8 protein-coding genes are annotated in these 17,879 nt (G+C 40.2%); all 8 read left to right on the forward strand.

Annotated features, from left to right (window positions below):
• Positions 1 to 16 precede the first annotated feature (16 nt).
• The 8 genes from ACTQZM_RS00080 to ACTQZM_RS00115 all read left to right on the forward strand — a co-directional run bounded on the left by ACTQZM_RS00080 (position 17) and on the right by ACTQZM_RS00115 (position 17,842).
• On the forward strand, positions 17 to 10,306 hold the full coding sequence (locus ACTQZM_RS00080) for an LPXTG cell wall anchor domain-containing protein (protein WP_441652499.1): 10,290 nt from the start codon (positions 17 to 19) through the stop codon (positions 10,304 to 10,306).
• 132 nt (positions 10,307 to 10,438) lie between these two features.
• Complete coding sequence (locus ACTQZM_RS00085) at positions 10,439 to 10,975, forward strand: GNAT family N-acetyltransferase (RefSeq protein WP_441652500.1); 537 nt, start codon at positions 10,439 to 10,441, stop codon at positions 10,973 to 10,975.
• Positions 10,976 to 11,017: 42 nt separating this feature from the next.
• Positions 11,018 to 13,855, forward strand: coding sequence for a sigma-54-dependent transcriptional regulator (locus ACTQZM_RS00090; RefSeq protein ID WP_441652501.1), 2,838 nt, complete (start codon positions 11,018 to 11,020; stop codon positions 13,853 to 13,855).
• Positions 13,856 to 14,073: 218 nt separating this feature from the next.
• Positions 14,074 to 14,568, forward strand: coding sequence for a PTS system mannose/fructose/N-acetylgalactosamine-transporter subunit IIB (locus ACTQZM_RS00095; RefSeq protein ID WP_441652502.1), 495 nt, complete (start codon positions 14,074 to 14,076; stop codon positions 14,566 to 14,568).
• 48 nt (positions 14,569 to 14,616) lie between these two features.
• Complete coding sequence (locus tag ACTQZM_RS00100) at positions 14,617 to 15,603, forward strand: mannose/fructose/sorbose PTS transporter subunit IIA (RefSeq protein ID WP_208922313.1); 987 nt, start codon at positions 14,617 to 14,619, stop codon at positions 15,601 to 15,603.
• A 35-nt stretch (positions 15,604 to 15,638) separates the two neighbouring features.
• The gene (locus ACTQZM_RS00105) at positions 15,639 to 16,436 is read left to right on the forward strand and encodes a PTS mannose/fructose/sorbose transporter subunit IIC (RefSeq protein WP_113784589.1); all 798 of its coding nucleotides are present in this window, start codon (positions 15,639 to 15,641) and stop codon (positions 16,434 to 16,436) included.
• An 18-nt stretch (positions 16,437 to 16,454) separates the two neighbouring features.
• Positions 16,455 to 17,366, forward strand: a complete 912-nt coding sequence (locus ACTQZM_RS00110; RefSeq protein WP_113827086.1) for a PTS system mannose/fructose/sorbose family transporter subunit IID — start codon at positions 16,455 to 16,457, stop codon at positions 17,364 to 17,366.
• A 98-nt stretch (positions 17,367 to 17,464) separates the two neighbouring features.
• On the forward strand, positions 17,465 to 17,842 hold the full coding sequence (locus ACTQZM_RS00115; protein ID WP_441652503.1) for a DUF956 family protein: 378 nt from the start codon (positions 17,465 to 17,467) through the stop codon (positions 17,840 to 17,842).
• Positions 17,843 to 17,879 lie beyond the last annotated feature (37 nt).

Raw genomic sequence — 17,879 nt, forward strand, 5'->3', positions numbered from 1 at the left:
TATTGATGGTAAACGTTTGTATTTTGATTTAGCGAAAACAAGTAAGACATCTTTTAACCTTGTACCGAATAAATCTGGATGGTTTGCATTTAAGCTCAATGATACACTCAAGGAACATGTTACTGATTTTCGTTCGCAATTTTATGATGAAGGATATTATGGGGGAAATAATTATCCAAAAGCTCAAGGTGGCAAAGATGCCATAAATGATTATGATCGAATTGCTCAAAAAGGTCCAGATTCTGATGCTTATTACTTTAAAATGATAAATAAAGATGCTGATAAAGATTTGAAATGGCCAGAATACGCTTGGGGTCACAAAGATTCACCAGAGCAAGGATTATTTATTGGTAATGAAGAATCTGAACAGCTTGTTCCAATGTATATAGAATTTGACCAAGATGTAAAAACTTTGATTGACGAAAACGATAAAAATGGAATTGAAAGCTATTTGCAAATGGTTACATATGGTCCTAATGGTGATATCATGTCTAATGGATGTGTTCGCAAAGTGCTGTCATCATCGGTGAATGATAATAACCCTAGTCCATTAAAATCTGTTGCCAAAAGTGGTGGAGAATTTGTCGCAAATAATTCGGATATGATACTAACTTATGATCCTAGATATAATGCGATTGTTGTTGATGTCAGATATAAGCCAGCAACTTGGTCTCAAGGTTATTCAACCCAGTTGGTTAACTTATTAATGACTGATCCTATAATTCAAAGAAATGTTGGTCGTGTTGAAATCATGCGTGAAGGGCTATCAGGAAATTCTTGGTATAATTTACAAATAGAAGGTCAAAATATTGAAGCTGCGATATGGTCTACAGATCCACAAGCTTCTACCAATGAGAATCCGACCGAATCTGATCCCCCTAATTCAATTCAAACGATATATAAAGCTGCAGATGACTCTTACCGTAGACCGAAAGAGGTATTAAATGGAACCACTTGGGGAAGTTTGACAGATAGATTTGGTAAGAATCGTGCGGTATTTATTGCTGATGATGGACCAGATGGGAACATTCATGATCATTATTTTCAACTTAATAATGCAAACATGCAAGCGGGAAAAATAGTGTTATATTTGAATGGAAATCCTACTAATTTGTTAATAAATCCTGATGGTACACGTGCAACAAGTAAGTTGTTTAAATTTGAAGATATGTTTGCGATACCGGCAGCCGATAATTCGGGATATGAATATGTAAGTAATACGTTGAGTTCAGCTTATTTTGAAATTCGTGATTCCGATGGTGATGGTTTAATGGATCAAACCGAACAATATATCGGTAGCAATCCATATAACAAAGATACCGATGGCGATGGTAAGGAAGATGGCGCGGAATTTTCTAATTTAGACGTTACACGTGCTGCATACACATCGAATAAAACAAGTTATGGACATGATCATTATAAATTCTTTGGTACAGGGGTAAATACACCACCACCAGTCTGGAATAACCAAGAAATTAAGGCTGGTCAAACAGAAATTACGCTTAACACGAAAGATTGGCATAACCGTGTCATGGATGTCATCTTGGTTAAAAAAGGAACAGAAGCTTATAATTTAAGTCGAGACGATTTCTATGATTCAGGTAGTATGTACAAATCAGGCGCTTACGTTCTTTCTAAATTCAGTGGGACTCACCCAATCGATTCTAGTCTAGGGACGGTCAATAGTGGTGGTACAATTATTGGGCCAAACGAGAATACAAAGACTTTCAAATTACCTGATGGGGTTAGTCTCGAAAAAGGAGATAAGTTAATCTTACGTGCATGGCAAGATGGTGGTACTTATGCCGGCAATGATGGAACACGTCCATTCAGCATCCCTGAGTTATCGACCGAACGCTATGTGGGTGTATCTTCTCCAGCGATTGTAGAATCACCATACAATACAGAATCTAAAATGACCGGTACCGTTCCAGCTGGTACAAAGCCTGAAGATTTCAAAGTAAGCTTGACTTATGGTGATAACAAAGACCAAAAATTTGAAATTCCAAAAGAAGCCATTACAATCGATTCTGCAAAAGTAGGTGACGATGGCGCGACAACAGAATATGCAAAATTCACTATTGATTGGTCTAAAGTGCCTAACATCCCAGCTGAATTACTAGATGCAGATGGTCATATTAAGAAAGACACACCAATCACATTCTCAACAGCTCAATATGGTGCTGATCCTGCAGAAGTAACCGTTCCGATGTTACAAGGACCACATATTGAACCTGTATACACGACTAGCAAACAAATCACAGTCGATGTACCTGATAAAACAAGCAGCGTGAAATTAACTGTTAATGGTAAAGAAATTGTCGCTACACGTAATCCAGAAAATAAAAAACAATTTATCGCAAATGTTCCAGAAAGCATGGCTTTAAATGAAAACGATGAAGTCGTGGCTACAGCGGTGGTTGATGGTAAACAATTAGAACCAGTTAAAACAAATGTATTACTTGATACTGCAGCAACTGAAACACCAACCATTACGCAAAGTGGTAAAGATTTAGTAGTAGGTAACATTGATCCTAAAGCCAATAATGACGATGGCGATGGTATGATTATCCATGCCAAAGACGCAACAGGTAAAGACGTTACTTATACTTATGAAAAATTAGGTAATGCCTGGGTACCAACTAATGATGCGGCTAAACAAATGCCTACCAAGGTCAATGCAGACGGTACAGTATCACTTACACCATCTGATGAATTACAAAAGACTTTAGTAGGACAAACAATTTATGTTGAAGTGAAAGATAAAGAACAAGACGGTGCTTTACCTAAGTCTGATACATTAATCTACCGTGACGTTCCTTACGCATTCGAAACACCAACCGTAACGAATAATACAGATGTTCCGGCAAATACTAAAGCAGTAACGGTTAACGAACCATATACAATCAAAGAACCAGCTAAGGCCGATGGTGTTGATTTAACGATTAATAGAGATGGCACTGTAACTGGTAAACCTGTCATTGAAGATTGGCAAGAAGGCGAACCTGCTCGTATGGTGAATATTCCGGTAACAATTGTGGATGATAATGGTGCTGAAAAGACTATAGAAGTCCCGATTGTTGTAGAACGTCAAGATAAGGTAACAGCTACTGATAAGACAATTAAACCAGTAGTTGAAAATACTGAGCTTAAATCTACACCAGCCATTGAAGCTGAAGAGGGTGCTACCATTACTCCTCCAACTGATCCAGTGAATGGCTTAACAGTGGATAAAGATGGTAAAGTTTCAGGTACACCAAAGATTAACGACTGGAAAGACGGAGAACCTCGCCGTACTGTTGAAATTCCAGTAACGGTTTCTAAAGATGGTAAAGAATCTACCACTGTCACTGTCAAAGTTCCAGTGTTACGTGATTCAGATGGCGATGGTTTGTCAGATGAAAAAGAAAAAGAACTCGGTACAGACCCTAATGAAGCTGACAGTGACCATGACGGTGTCAATGATGGCCAAGAAGTCAAAGACACGACTGATCCAAATAAAGCTGACACAGATGGTGATGGTCTAAACGATGGCGAAGAAAAGACTAAAGGCACAGATCCTAAGAACCCAGATTCAGATGGCGATGGCTTAAAAGATGGCGAAGAAGTCAAAAGTGACAATCCAACCAATCCAAATAAAGCCGACACAGATGGAGATGGCTTGAAGGATGGAGAAGAAGTCAAAAGTGACAATCCAACTAATCCAAATAAAGCCGATACAGATGGCGATGGCTTAAATGATGGAAAAGAAGTTAACGAAACGAAGACTGATCCTAACAAAGCTGATAGCGATGGTGACGGTGTCAACGATGGTCAAGAAGTCAACGAAACGAAGACTGATCCAAATAAAGCTGACACAGATGATGATGGTCTAAACGATGGCGAAGAAAAGACTAAAGGCACAGATCCTAAGAACCCAGATTCAGATGGCGATGGCTTAAAAGATGGCGAAGAAGTCAAAAGTGACAATCCAACCAATCCAAATAAAGCCGACACAGATGGAGATGGCTTGAAGGATGGAGAAGAAGTCAAAAGTGACAATCCAACCGATCCAAATAAAGCTGATACAGATGGCGATGGCTTAAATGATGGAAAAGAAGTTAACGAAACGAAGACTGATCCTAACAAAGATGATAGCGATGGTGACGGTGTCAACGATGGTCAAGAAGTCAAAGACACGACTAATCCAAATAAAGCTGACACAGATGATGATGGTCTAAACGATGGCGAAGAAAAGACTCAAGGCACAGATCCTAAGAACCCAGATTCAGATGGCGATGGCTTAAAAGATGGGGAAGAAGTCAAAAGTGACAATCCAACCAATCCAAATAAAGCCGACACAGATGGCGATGGCTTGAAGGATGGGGAAGAAGTCAAAAGTGACAATCCAACCGATCCAAATAAAGCCGATACAGATGGCGATGGCTTAAATGATGGAAAAGAAGTTAACGAAACGAAGACTGATCCTAACAAAGATGATAGCGATGGTGACGGTGTCAACGATGGTCAAGAAGTCAAAGACACGACTGATCCAAATAAAGCTGACACAGATGGTGATGGTCTAAACGATGGCGAAGAAAAGGCTAAAGGCACAGATCCTAAGAACCCAGATACCGATGGTGATGGCTTAAACGATAAAGAAGATCCAAATCCTCTTGTGTTCGATGTCAAAGCAAATCCAGTCAAAGGTCTTGAAGCAACTGAAAACAAAGCAGTCACACCTAAAAAAGCGATTGAAACAAATCCAGGTGCAACCATTACTGCGACAGAAACAAAAGGCTTAACAGTGAATGCCAATGGCGACTTAACAGGTACACCAAAAGACCTTGTTTGGAGTGGCGACAAAACTTCACAAACAGTCTCTATCCCAGTGAAAGTAACGGTGACTGATGCGAAAGGCGAAACACATACGAAAGAAGTAAGTGTGCCAGTACTTGTCTTGCGTGACCGTGACAATGATGGTATCCCTGATAAAGACGATCCAAACCCAACAATTTCTGATTTACGTGCAGATGTTGCTGAAAACTTGAAAGCGACAGATGGTCAAGAATTACCAACAGGTAAAGATGCAATCAAGGCGGTAACTACAGATGTTGGTTCAACGATTACTTCTAAACCAGTGAACGGTGTGTCAGTTGATAACAATGGTAACTTAGCAGGCAAACCAACTGTTACGGATTGGAAAGACGGCGAAACTGAACGTACAGTCGAAATTCCAGTCACTGTGTCTGGTGATGGTAAGACTCGTGATGTCATGGTGCCAGTAGTCATTGAACGTGATACAGATGGCGATAGTTACTCAGATAACACTGAAAAAGACAATGGTTCAGACCCAACCAACCCAGATTCTACACCAGAAGATTTAGATGGTGATGGCATTAAGAATGACGAGGATAAGAATCCAACGCAATACGATATCAAAGCCGATCCAGTGGATGATTTAGCAGTAACAGACGGTCAAGAAATTCCTGAAGGTACTAAAGCAATCGAAAAGAAAGACGGCGCAATAGTAACACCTAAAGATAAAGATGGTGTCAATGGTGTGAATGTCGATGAAAATGGTAACTTAACAGGTAAACCAACTGTTGATGATTGGGGCAAAGACGAAGAAGAACGTGAAGTCAAGATTCCAGTCACTGTAACGGAAGATGGCAAAGGTTCAACGGATGCAGAAGTTCCAGTAACCATCCAACGTGATACAGATGGCGATGGTACACCAGATGTCAAAGATACTGACGATGATAATGATGGCATCGATGATAAGGACGAAGCTGGCAAAGGTACTGATCCTAAGAAGGCCGATACAGATGGCGATGGTATCAATGATAAGGACGATAAGAATCCTACTAAATATGATGTCAAAGCCAATCCAGTGGATGACTTAGCCGTAACAGACGGTCAAGAAATTCCTGAAGGTACTAAAGCAATCGAAAAGAAAGACGGCGCAACCGTAACACCTAAAGATAAAGATGGTGTCAATGGTGTGAATGTCGATGAAAATGGTAACTTAACAGGTAAACCAACTGTTGATGATTGGGGCAAAGACGAAGAAGAACGTGAAGTCAAGATTCCAGTCACTGTCACAGAAGACGGCAAAGGTTCAACGGATGCAGAAGTTCCAGTAACCATCCAACGTGATACAGATGGCGATGGTACACCAGATGTCAAAGATACTGACGATGATAATGATGGCATCGATGATAAGGACGAAGCTGGCAAAGGTACTGATCCTAAGAAGGCCGATACAGATGGCGATGGTATCAATGATAAGGACGATAAGAATCCTACTAAATATGATGTCAAAGCCAATCCAGTGGATGACTTAGCCGTAACAGAAGGTCAAGAAATTCCTGAAGGTACTAAAGCAATCGAAACCAAAGATGGCGCAACTGTAACACCAAAAGACAAAGATGGTGTCAATGGTGTGAACGTCGACGAAAATGGTAACTTGACAGGTACACCAAAAGTTGATGATTGGGGTAAAGACGAAGAAGAACGCGAAGTCAAGATTCCAGTCACTGTATCTGAAGGAGATAAAGGTTCTACCGATGCTGAAATCACTGTAACGATTCAACGTGATACAGATGGTGATGGTACACCAGATGTGAAAGATGCCGATGATGATAATGATGGCATCTCTGATCAAGATGAACTTGCGAATGGTACAGATCCTAAGAACGATGATACCGATGGCGATGGTGTGAAAGATAACGAAGACAAGAATCCAACTATCTTTGATGTACCAGTCACTGTGACAGATGGCTTGAAAGCAACTGAAGGACAAAAAGTTCCAGCTGGCACCAAAGCAGTCGACACAGCAGATGGCAATAAGATTACCGCACCTGAAGTCAATGGTTTAACAGTGGATAAAGACGGCAACTTAACAGGTACACCAAAAGTGGATACTTGGAAAGGCGACGAAGAAACCAAAGATATCACTATTCCTGTTACGGTAACAGATAAAGACGGCCATGCTTCAACAGTCAAGGTGCCTGTAACAATCGAACGTGATACCGATGGCGATGGTACCCCTGATGTGACTGATCCAGATGATGACAATGATGGTATTCCAGATGCGAAAGACCCAGATAGCAAGACACCAACCCCACTTGTCGATCCTAAGACTTTAGCAGACACAACTATTCTCTCACCAGTCTTGGAAAACAAACCAATGACACCAACAAATGTTGTGAAAACTAAAGATGGTTCTCCAGTGAAACAAGGTGCACTTCCTGAAGGATTATCTGGTGTAAGTATTGATGAAAATGGTCAAATCACAGGTACACCTAAAGTAAGTAATTGGGGAACAGATGAAGAACGTACTTTCCAAATTCCTGTTACATTGACGGACAGCTATGGTCGTGAATACACTATCAACGTACCTTTAACAGTTTTACGTGATACTGATGGCGATGGTATTGCAGATAAGGCGGATAAAGATGATGATAATGACGGTTACTTAGATGGTGAAGATAAGAATCCTAAGACCCCAGATGCTGCGCCTGAAGCCGTAGCACCTGCTTTAAATATTGATCCATTAACAGAAGGTCAAGCAGTGAAACCTGGTACGAAGGTAATCGAATTAGCAGAAGGTCAAACTACGACTGGTGCGAAATTTGAAGATGGTGTGACTGGTTTAGCGGTTGAAAATGGAAACTTAACAGGTACACCTAAAGTAACCAACTGGCAAGAAGGAGAAGAAGTCCGTAATACTACAGCTGTCATCGAAGTAACGAAGAAAGATGGTACAAAACAAAATGTGACTGCACCGTTTACAATCTTACGTGACACAGATGGCGATGGTATTCCAGATGTGAAAGATACCGATGATGATAATGATGGTGTATTAGATGTGAATGACTCAGCACCAAAAGATCCGAATAAATCAACGGATGAAGTCAAACCTAATGCAGTTGTCAATATTATCGAACCTTTAGTAGAAAAAGTGATGATTAACAAACCAGTTCAAGCAGTCACAATCTACAATGGTAAGATGTCAGTCATTAGCCGTCCTGCCAATGTGAAAGGATTAATCCTAAATGCAGACGGTACACTTACAGGTTCACCAGTTGTTACTGATTGGAAAGCTGATAAGAATGACACGACGCGCGATGTGAAATTCATTGTGCAAGTGGGTGACCAAACCTTTGAAGTGCCTGTACGTATCTTACGTAACACAGATGGGGATGCTAAACCAAATATCACAGATGAAGATGCTGATAATGATGGTTTAACTGATACTGAAGAAGCACAAAAAGGTACTGATCCATTCAATCCAGATTCAGATGGCGATGGGGTCAAAGATGGTCAAGAAGTCAAAGATGGTACTGACCCTAATAAGGCAGATAGCGATGGCGACGGCTTGACAGATGGCGAAGAAAAAGACCATGGCACAGATCCAAATAGCAAAGATACCGATGGCGATGGCTACACGGATAAAGAAGAAGTCGATGCAGGTTCTGACCCATTAGATCCAAATAGTCATCCAAGCTATGATAAAGATAGCGATGGCGACGGCTACTCTGATAAAGAGGAAGAAAAAGCTGGTTCTGATGCTACTGATCCTAAGTCTACACCAAATGATCTTGATGGCGATGGTTTGAGTAATGAGGAAGAAAAAGCCCATGGTACCGATCCTAAGAACCCAGATACAGATGGCGATGGTGTTTCTGATGGTGAAGAAGTCAAGAACGGCACAGACCCAACCAAAGCAGATAGCGATGGTGATGGTTTAAGTGATGGTGAAGAAAAAGCACACAGCACTGATCCTAATAAAGCTGATAGTGATGGCGATGGTGTCAATGATGGACAAGAAATCAAAGACGGTACTGCTCCAAATAAAGCCGACACAGACGGTGATGGCCTAACTGATGGCGAAGAAAAAGCGAATGGTACTGACCCTAATAAGGCAGATACGGATGGCGATGGTATCTCTGATGCAGATGAAGTGAAGAATGATACTAACCCAACCAAAGCGGATAGTGATGGCGATGGTGTCAATGATGGACAAGAAATCAAAGACGGTACCGATCCAAATAAAGCCGACATAGACGGTGATGGCTTAACAGATGGCGAAGAAAAAGCCCACGGTACTGATCCTAATAAGGCAGATACCGACGACGATGGCTACAGTGATAAAGAAGAAATCGCTGCAGGTACTGACCCTAATAAGGCAGATAGCGATGGCGACGGCTTGACAGATGGCGAAGAAAAAGACCGTGGCACAGATCCAAATAGCAAAGATACCGATGGCGATGGCTACACGGATAAAGAAGAAGTCGATGCAGGTTCTGACCCATTAGATCCAAATAGTCATCCAAGCTATGATAAAGATAGCGATGGCGACGGCTACTCTGATAAAGAGGAAGAAAAAGCTGGTTCTGATGCTACTGATCCTAAGTCTACACCAAATGATCTTGATGGCGATGGCTTGAGTAATGAAGAAGAAAAAGCGCATGGTACTGATCCTAAGAACCCTGATACCGATGGCGATGGTGTTTCTGATGGTGAAGAAGTCAAGAATGGCACAGAGCCAACCAAAGCAGACAACGATGGGGATGGTTTAAGTGATGGTGAAGAAAAAGCACACGGCACTGATCCAAATAAAGCAGATACGGATGGCGATGGCGTCAATGATGGACAAGAAATCAAAGACGGTACCGATTCAAATAAAGCCGACACAGACGGTGATGGCCTAACTGATGGCGAAGAAAAAGCGCATGGTACTGACCCAACCAAAGCAGATACCGACGGCGATGGCTACAGTGATAAAGAAGAAATCGCTGCAGGTACTGACCCATTAGATCCAAATAGTCATCCACAAGCTGATGGCTTAACGGGTGTTGATTTAGCAGTAAATAGCATTACTGTCACTGATGGTCAAGCTGTGCAAACTCAACCAATCGTTAAAGGTGCTGACAAAGATACGAAGGTGACGCTTGAATTACCAGATAATCTTAGAGGTCTAACTTTAAATGACCAAAACCGTATCGTGGGTACACCAAAAGTAACTGATTGGAAAGATGGCGAAACTTCACGTACCTTTGAAGTGATTGTCCATGTTACAAAAGATGGACAAACAAAAGACTTCAAACTTAAAGTAACTGCGAAACGTGCAAGCAGCTTATCTGGCCGTGGTGATGTACAGGGTATTTCTACTGGACGTGGTACTGTTAGAGGTACAACTCGTGGTCACCTACCTCAAACTGGTAGTCAATCTGTCTTACCAAGCTGGTTAGGTGGCATCTTTGCAAGCCTAGGTTTAGGATTAGCCTTCTTCAAACGTCGTAACAAAGAAGAAAAATAATGCTTAAATAAAACTCTCGGATGGCTGAACTCCCATAGCCTCCGGTAGTTTTTTTATACATGTGATTAGCGTTTGTTTTCTATAGTTTTTCACGATATAATAAATGTATAATTTTTTTTGGAGTGATGAATGATGAAAATAAGGGTTGCCAAAGTAGAGGATGCTGCACGGTTAGTCGAGATTTATCGTCCATATGTAGAAGATACGGCGATTACTTTTGAATATGAGGTGCCAAGTGTTGAAACATTTGCTCAAAGAATCGCGCAAACTTTAACCAAATATCCTTATTTAGTTTTAGAAAACGAGCAAGGCTATATTGTTGGTTATGCTTATGCGGGAACTTATAAGGGACGGAGCGCTTATGATTGGTCTGTGGAAGTGACCGTTTATTTAGACCAAGAAAATCATGGGCGTGGTTATGGTAAAGTATTATATACTGCCTTAGAGTCCTATTTATCTAAGCAGCATGTCTATCAGTTAACAGCTTGTATTACTGCGGGAAATGGGGCCAGTGAGCATTTTCATGAAAAGCTAGGTTATCGTAAAGTTGCACATTTTGCGCAAATTGGCTATAAATTTGGTCGATGGTACGATGTTTGTTGGATGCAAAAGACTTTAAGAGATTTACCGTCTCAGCCAGCACCATTTATCCCTTTTGGTGAATTGTAAAAAGTATATATAATAGTAGTTTTTGTTGTGAGGTGAGGATTGTTGAGTAAACGAATGGAACGAATTTATCAGTATGTCTATGAGCAGACGGCCTTATTGACTAGTTCGCAACTAGCATTATCTGGTGTGACAACCAATGAAGTCGCCGAAGCATTAGCCATTCAGCGGACGAATGCCAGTAAAGATTTGAATGAGTTGGTCCGGCAAGAGCGCTTGATGAAGTTAGAAGGTCGCCCTGTACGTTATATGGTACAGACACAAAAAGAAATCTCAGCTACTTCTTATAAGGATGCTTCCGTAGTTGTAAGTAAACCAACTGTAGAAAACATAGCGCAACTTCCTGATACATCTAATCAAGTAGATATCTTCTCAAAAATTATTGGGATAAAAGGAAGTATGAAAAATGCGGTCGAACAGGCAAAGGCAGCGATTTTATATCCGCCACGGGGGTTGAATTGTTTGATTACAGGTCCGACTGGTTCAGGGAAGACTTATTTTGCGCATGCGATGTTTCAGTTTGCCAAGGATAATCATGTAGTTCCTCAAGATAAGGATATGATTGTTTTTAACTGTGCCGATTATGCCAATAACCCAGAATTACTGATGAGTCACTTATTTGGGTATGCTAAGGGTGCGTTTACCGGTGCCGATGATGAAAAAGAAGGGGTTATTGACCAAGCAAACGGCGGGATGCTCTTCTTAGATGAAATTCACCGACTCCCTCCTGAGGGGCAAGAGATGATTTTTTACTTTATGGATCATGGTACGTATAGTCGTTTGGGTGAGACGGGTAAAAAGCATCAAGCGGACGTACGAATTGTTGGGGCGACTACGGAAGATCCTACTTCGGCATTATTAGATACGTTTGTCAGACGGATTCCGATTAATATTCAATTGCCAGCTTTTGAAAATCGACCAGCTATGGAGCAAATTGATCTTGTTCGTGTGATGGTTGCACAAGAAGCCAAGCGTATCCAACGCACGATTACCTTGACAGAAGATGTGGTCAAAGCATTACTAGGTAGTGTGAGTTTTGGGAATATCGGGCAGCTGAAATCGAATGTCCAACTAATCTGTGCGCGCGGTTTTTTAAATCATATGAACCAGACACAAATTGATATAGATTTGCATGATTTATCAGAAGGAATCAAAAATGGGTTAATTGTTTTAGCGAATAAACGAGACCATTTAGCTCAGTTGCAAAAATATTTGGTACCGAAATTAATTGTTCAGCCAAATGAAAGTATCGTGGATATTAATACTGATTCGTATGAGTTGCCGTATAATTTGTATGATATTATTGGCGATAAAGCAGCCTTGTTAAAAGCAGAAGGAATCGATCAAGAAGCGATTAACCATTTTATCAAGACCGATATTAATATTCATTTGAAATCATTTTATAAGCATCATCAGTTTTCTTTCCAATCTGATAATAAGTTAGCTGAATTGGTGGATCAGCGTGTAATTGAAGTGACGCGCGAGATTTATCAGTTAGTCGAAAGTGAATTGAACATCGAATATCAGGCGAATTTCATTTATGCTTTTAGTTTGCATATCAGCAGTCTTTTGAAGAAACTCAACCTCGGGGAGCAACGCCAGATTAACGACAATATTCGTACCATGATTAGCGATTATCCTGAAGAATTTCAATTGGCTAAAAGAATTCGTAAAATGATTGAAGCAGCTTTTTCGGTAACGATTTTGGAAAGTGAAGATTATTATTTAGCGGCTTTACTCGTTTCGCTGAAATCCACTCCATCTGCAGGAAAAATCGGAGTCGTGGTCGCTGCGCATGGTCGTAGTTCGGCCTCGAGTATGGTGGAAGTGGTGTCGCAGTTACTAGGCGTTGAGCAGTTAAGGGCTGTAGATATGCCTTTAGATATGTCTCCGAAAGTTGCGTTAGAAAAAATCGAGAAAGCCGTATTAGAAGTTAATGATGGTAGTGGCGTTCTTTTATTAGTAGACATGGGTTCACTTGCGACTTTCTCTCAAGAAATTTATCGTCACACCAATGTGCGTGTGCGCACCATCGATATGGTCACTACCGCCGTTGTTTTAGAAGCTGTGCGTAAGGCTTCGATGGTGGGGACGGATTTAGATAGTATTTATGAAACAATGCGTAATTTTCGTGGATATGGTCATATTGATCATGAAAGTACAACTGATATCAAAAAGACCAAAGCTATCTTAGCTGTTTGTGCTTCTGGAGAAGGAACCGCCCAACGTATCAAAGAAATTTTAGAGTATTCATTGCAAAAACGTCCAGGTACGGATTTAACGATTGTGACTTCATCTATTGCTCAAGTGAATCAAAAATTACCAGAAATCATGGAGCGTTATCAAGTGATTGCGACTACCGGAATTGCCCAACCAAATATTCCAGTGCCATTTATTACTTTAGAACAATTTATTGATGCGGATATTGATCAATTATTAGACCAATTATTAATAGAAGATGAATTACTTGATTTAGATCAGAAACAACTCGAGCAAAATGTCGATGAAGATGATACGCGCCAATTGTGTATTCAATTTTTAGAGCGCAATGTCACTTTTATCAATCCAAAGAAAGTCATCGATCTTTTGTGGAACTTTGCGGATAAAGTGATTGAACAATGGCAGTTTACCGAGGAGTTGAAAGGATTTCGGATTAATTTTATCTTGCATTGTGGCAATATGCTAGAGCGCAATGTATTACACCGTACCTTAACACCACCAGATGGCTATCAAGGCAAACTTTATGGAAATGCAGCCTATGAGCAACTTCATTTGGCTACTCAAAGTCTTGCCAGAGCGCTAAATATCGATATTTTACCTGTGGAAGAGTATTATCTTTTAGAATTAATCGAAAATCATCGTGCAAGAGTACAGTCTAAATAATACAGTCAAGACAGCGATACACTAGATACACTAAAATACAATTAGTGTATCTTTTGTAGTGTATCGCTTTTTTGTTGATTTTTAAGCTTTTTTTAAGTAGTGTATCGTTTTGAAAGTTGGCACACATCTTGCTTATATTAAGGTGGATACAAAGGAGGGAGGAAATACTAAGGATTGAAAGATACTGTATTTCTAAAAGTTTCAAAGGAGCAGTTAGTATGGATGTCCGTTTAGTTCGAATTGATGACCGTCTGATTCATGGCCAAGTTGCGACAGTATGGGCGAAGGAAACCGGTATTGAACGCATCATTGTTGTGAGTGATACGGTAGCGAAAGATGAGTTGCAAAAGTTTTTACTCAATCAAGCAGCTCCACCAGGCGTCAAGGCGAATGTTGTCCCTGTCGATAAGATGTTTGAGGTATTTCATAATGTATTATTTATCAATACCAAGGTCATGTTATTATTTACTTGTCCTCAAGACATCGAACGACTGGTACAAGCAGGCATTCCCATCCAGTCAGTGAATATCGGTGGCATGCGTTTTTCTCCAGGAAAAAAGATGTTGACCAATGTAATATCACTAGATGAAGATGATGTCCGATCTTTCCAATATTTGTATGGGAAAGGGATTGAATTGGAGGTCAGGCAGGTGCCAGCTGATCGCAAGGTAAACTTTATGGATTTACTTTATCGTTTCAAAGATGTGAAATAAAAATAATTGTTGGTTGAAAGGTTAATTTATTCAGTAGGAGGTATGAAGATGGTAGGAATTATCCTAGCAAGTCATGGGGAATTTGCAAATGGTATTTTACAATCAGGCTCAATGATTTTTGGTGAACAACAAAACGTTGCTGCTGTTACATTAATGCCTAGCGAAGGTCCAGATGATGTCAAAGCAAAAATGGAAGCAGCCATTGCTACATTTGAGAATCAAGATGAAGTCTTATTCTTAGTTGATCTTTGGGGTGGTACACCATTTAACCAAGCAAATAACTTGCTTGAAGCACACAAAGATAAATGGGCAATTGTTGCAGGTATGAACTTACCAATGGTAATCGAAGCTTATGCTTCACGTTTTTCTATGAATACTGCGCATGAAATCGCAGCACACATCATTGCTACAGCAAAAGATGGTGTGAAAGTGAAACCTGAAGAGTTAGAACCAGCTGAAGAAAAGGCAGCAGTTCAACAACAAGGTCCTGTAGGCGCAATCCCACCTGGAACAGTGTTAGGTGATGGAAAAATCAAATTTGCTTTGGCGCGTATTGATTCACGTCTATTACATGGTCAAGTGGCAACTGCTTGGACAAAAGCAGTGCAACCAACACGTATCATCGTTGTTTCAGATGCTGTATCTAAAGATGAATTACGTAAGAAATTAATTGAACAGGCTGCTCCTCCAGGAGTAAAAGCAAACGTTATTCCAATTGCTAAAATGATTGAAGTCGCTAAAGACCCTCGTTTTGGTAATACAAAGGCTTTACTATTATTTGAAAACCCACAAGATGTAGTCCGTGCAATTGAAGGTGGCGTTGACATTAAAGAAGTTAACGTTGGTTCAATGGCTCACTCTGTTGGTAAAGTATTAGTCAATAAAGTATTGTCAATGGATGCTAAAGACGTTGAAGCTTTTGAAACAATGAAAAAAGCTGGCGTGAAGTTTGATGTACGTAAAGTACCAAATGATAACAAAGACAATATGGATGCTTTACTACAAAAAGCAAAATCAGAGCTTGGTAATGCTTAGTTTACCAAATAAAGGACTTATATAGGAGGTTTATTATGTCTATTATTTCTATGGTATTAGTCGTAGTGGTTGCCTTTTTAGCCGGAATGGAAGGTATCTTAGATGAGTTCCAATTCCATCAACCATTAGTTGCTTGTACTTTAATCGGATTAGTAACCGGTAACTTAGAAGCCGGAATTATTTTAGGTGGTTCTTTACAAATGGTTGCCTTAGGTTGGGCAAACATCGGGGCTGCCGTAGCACCAGATGCTGCCTTAGCTTCTGTTGCTTCTGCAATTATCTTAGCTTTAGGTGGTCAAGGAGTTAAAGGTGTTGACTCTGCATTCGCTATTGCAATGCCTCTAGCTGTTGCTGGTTTATTCTTAACTATGATCGCTCGTACTTTAGCCGTTGCTATCGTGCATGCAATGGACCGCGCTGCTGAAGCTGGTAACATTCGTGCTATCGAAATGTGGCAAGTAGTTGCTATCTGTATGCAAGGTTTACGTATCGCTATCCCTGCTACTTTACTTTTAATGATCCCTGCTGAACGTGTGCAAGCTTTACTTGAAGCTATGCCAGCTTGGTTAAACGAAGGTATGGCAATCGGTGGTGGTATGGTTGTTGCCGTTGGTTATGCAATGGTTATCAACATGATGGCATCTCGCGAAGTATGGCCATTCTTCATGCTTGGTTTCGTTATCGCTGCAATTACACAAATCACATTAATTGGTTTAGGGGTAATCGGTGTTGCTTTAGCATTACTATACCTACAATTAACTAAGAATGCTGGTTCTGCTGGCGGTAACGGTGGATCAGGTGATCCTCTAGGCGACATTTTAAATGATTATTAAGAAGGAGGAAAATGAGTAATGGCTGAAAGAATTGAATTAAGTAAAAAAGATCGTTTGGCTGTAGCATGGCGTTCAACTTTCTTACAAGGTTCTTGGAACTATGAACGTATGCAAAACGGCGGCTGGTGTTATGCAATGATTCCAGCAATCAAAAAATTATATAAAGATCCTGAAGATCGTAAAGCGGCTTTAAAACGCCACTTAGAATTCTTTAACACTCACCCATACGTAGCATCTCCAGTATTAGGGGTTACTTTAGCACTTGAAGAAGACCGTGCCAACGGTGCAGCTGTCGATGACGTTGCAATTCAAGGGGTTAAAGTTGGTATGATGGGACCTTTAGCCGGTGTTGGTGACCCAGTATTCTGGTTTACTGTACGTCCTATGTTAGGGGCTTTAGGTGCTTCTCTAGCTTTAGGTGGTAACATCTTAGGTCCAATCTTATTCTTCGTATTATGGAATGCCATTCGTTGGGGATTCATGTGGTATACACAAGAATTTGGTTACCGTACTGGTTCTAAGATTACTGAAGACTTATCAGGTGGTTTATTACAAGACATCACTAAAGGGGCTTCTATCTTAGGTATGTTCGTATTAGCAGCCTTGGTTGAACGTTGGGTATCTATCAAGTTCACACCAGTTATCGCTAATATCAAACTATCAAAAGGTGCTTACATTGAATGGGATAAAGTTGAAATGTCTGGTAAAGGTATGAAGACTTTATTTGAACAAGTTCAAAGCGGTATGGCATTTGGTCCAATCAAACAACAAACTTTACAAGGAAACTTGGATTCATTAATTCCTGGATTAGTTCCATTGCTATTAACATTCTTATGTATGTGGTTATTGAAGAAGAAAGTTTCTCCAATCGTAATCATCATTGCATTATTCATCGTTGGTATCGTTGGACACTTAATCGGATTATTATAATTCATTATTACTACTATTCGTTTATTGGAGAAGCGAGAATCAAATTGGTTCTCGCTTCTTTTTACTAATTATGTTATGCTAATGGCGAGGTGAGAAATATGGTGCAATCTTTAAATACAAAAGTAGATTTAACAGTGAATGCGACATCCTTTATGGGCCTAGCAAACTATGGCAAAATCATGGTTGGTGATAAGGCTTTTGAATTTTATGATGATCAAGATGTGCGTAAATATATTCAAATCCCTTGGGAAGAAGTGGAATTTGTGATGGCAACGGTTCTATTTAAAGGAAAGTGGATTCCTCGTTTTGCGGTCCAAACCAAGAAAAATGGACGTTATCAGTTTGCTGCAAAAAATCCAAAGAAAGTCTTACGTGCCATTCAAGATCATATCGGTAAAAAGAAAATGCGCCGTTCGCTGAGTTTTTTCCAAATCTTTTCTCGAAGCATCAAGGCAAAATTTGGCAAAAACAAATAAACTTAATTTTTTCGAGATAAACGCATTAAATCGTGCA

Source organism: Enterococcus cecorum (assembly GCF_052119425.1).
GTDB classification, from domain to species: domain Bacteria; phylum Bacillota; class Bacilli; order Lactobacillales; family Enterococcaceae; genus Enterococcus_E; species Enterococcus_E cecorum_C.

What these genes read in the sequence shown, in the direction of transcription:
- ACTQZM_RS00085 (WP_441652500.1), top strand. Translation starts at nt 10,439, where the DNA reads ATGAAAATAAGGGTTGCCAAAGTAGAGGATGCTGCACGGTTAGTCGAG.
- ACTQZM_RS00095 (WP_441652502.1), top strand. Translation starts at nt 14,074, where the DNA reads ATGGATGTCCGTTTAGTTCGAATTGATGACCGTCTGATTCATGGCCAA.
- ACTQZM_RS00100 (WP_208922313.1), top strand. Translation starts at nt 14,617, where the DNA reads ATGGTAGGAATTATCCTAGCAAGTCATGGGGAATTTGCAAATGGTATT.
- ACTQZM_RS00105 (WP_113784589.1), top strand. Translation starts at nt 15,639, where the DNA reads ATGTCTATTATTTCTATGGTATTAGTCGTAGTGGTTGCCTTTTTAGCC.
- ACTQZM_RS00110 (WP_113827086.1), top strand. Translation starts at nt 16,455, where the DNA reads ATGGCTGAAAGAATTGAATTAAGTAAAAAAGATCGTTTGGCTGTAGCA.
- ACTQZM_RS00115 (WP_441652503.1), top strand. Translation starts at nt 17,465, where the DNA reads ATGGTGCAATCTTTAAATACAAAAGTAGATTTAACAGTGAATGCGACA.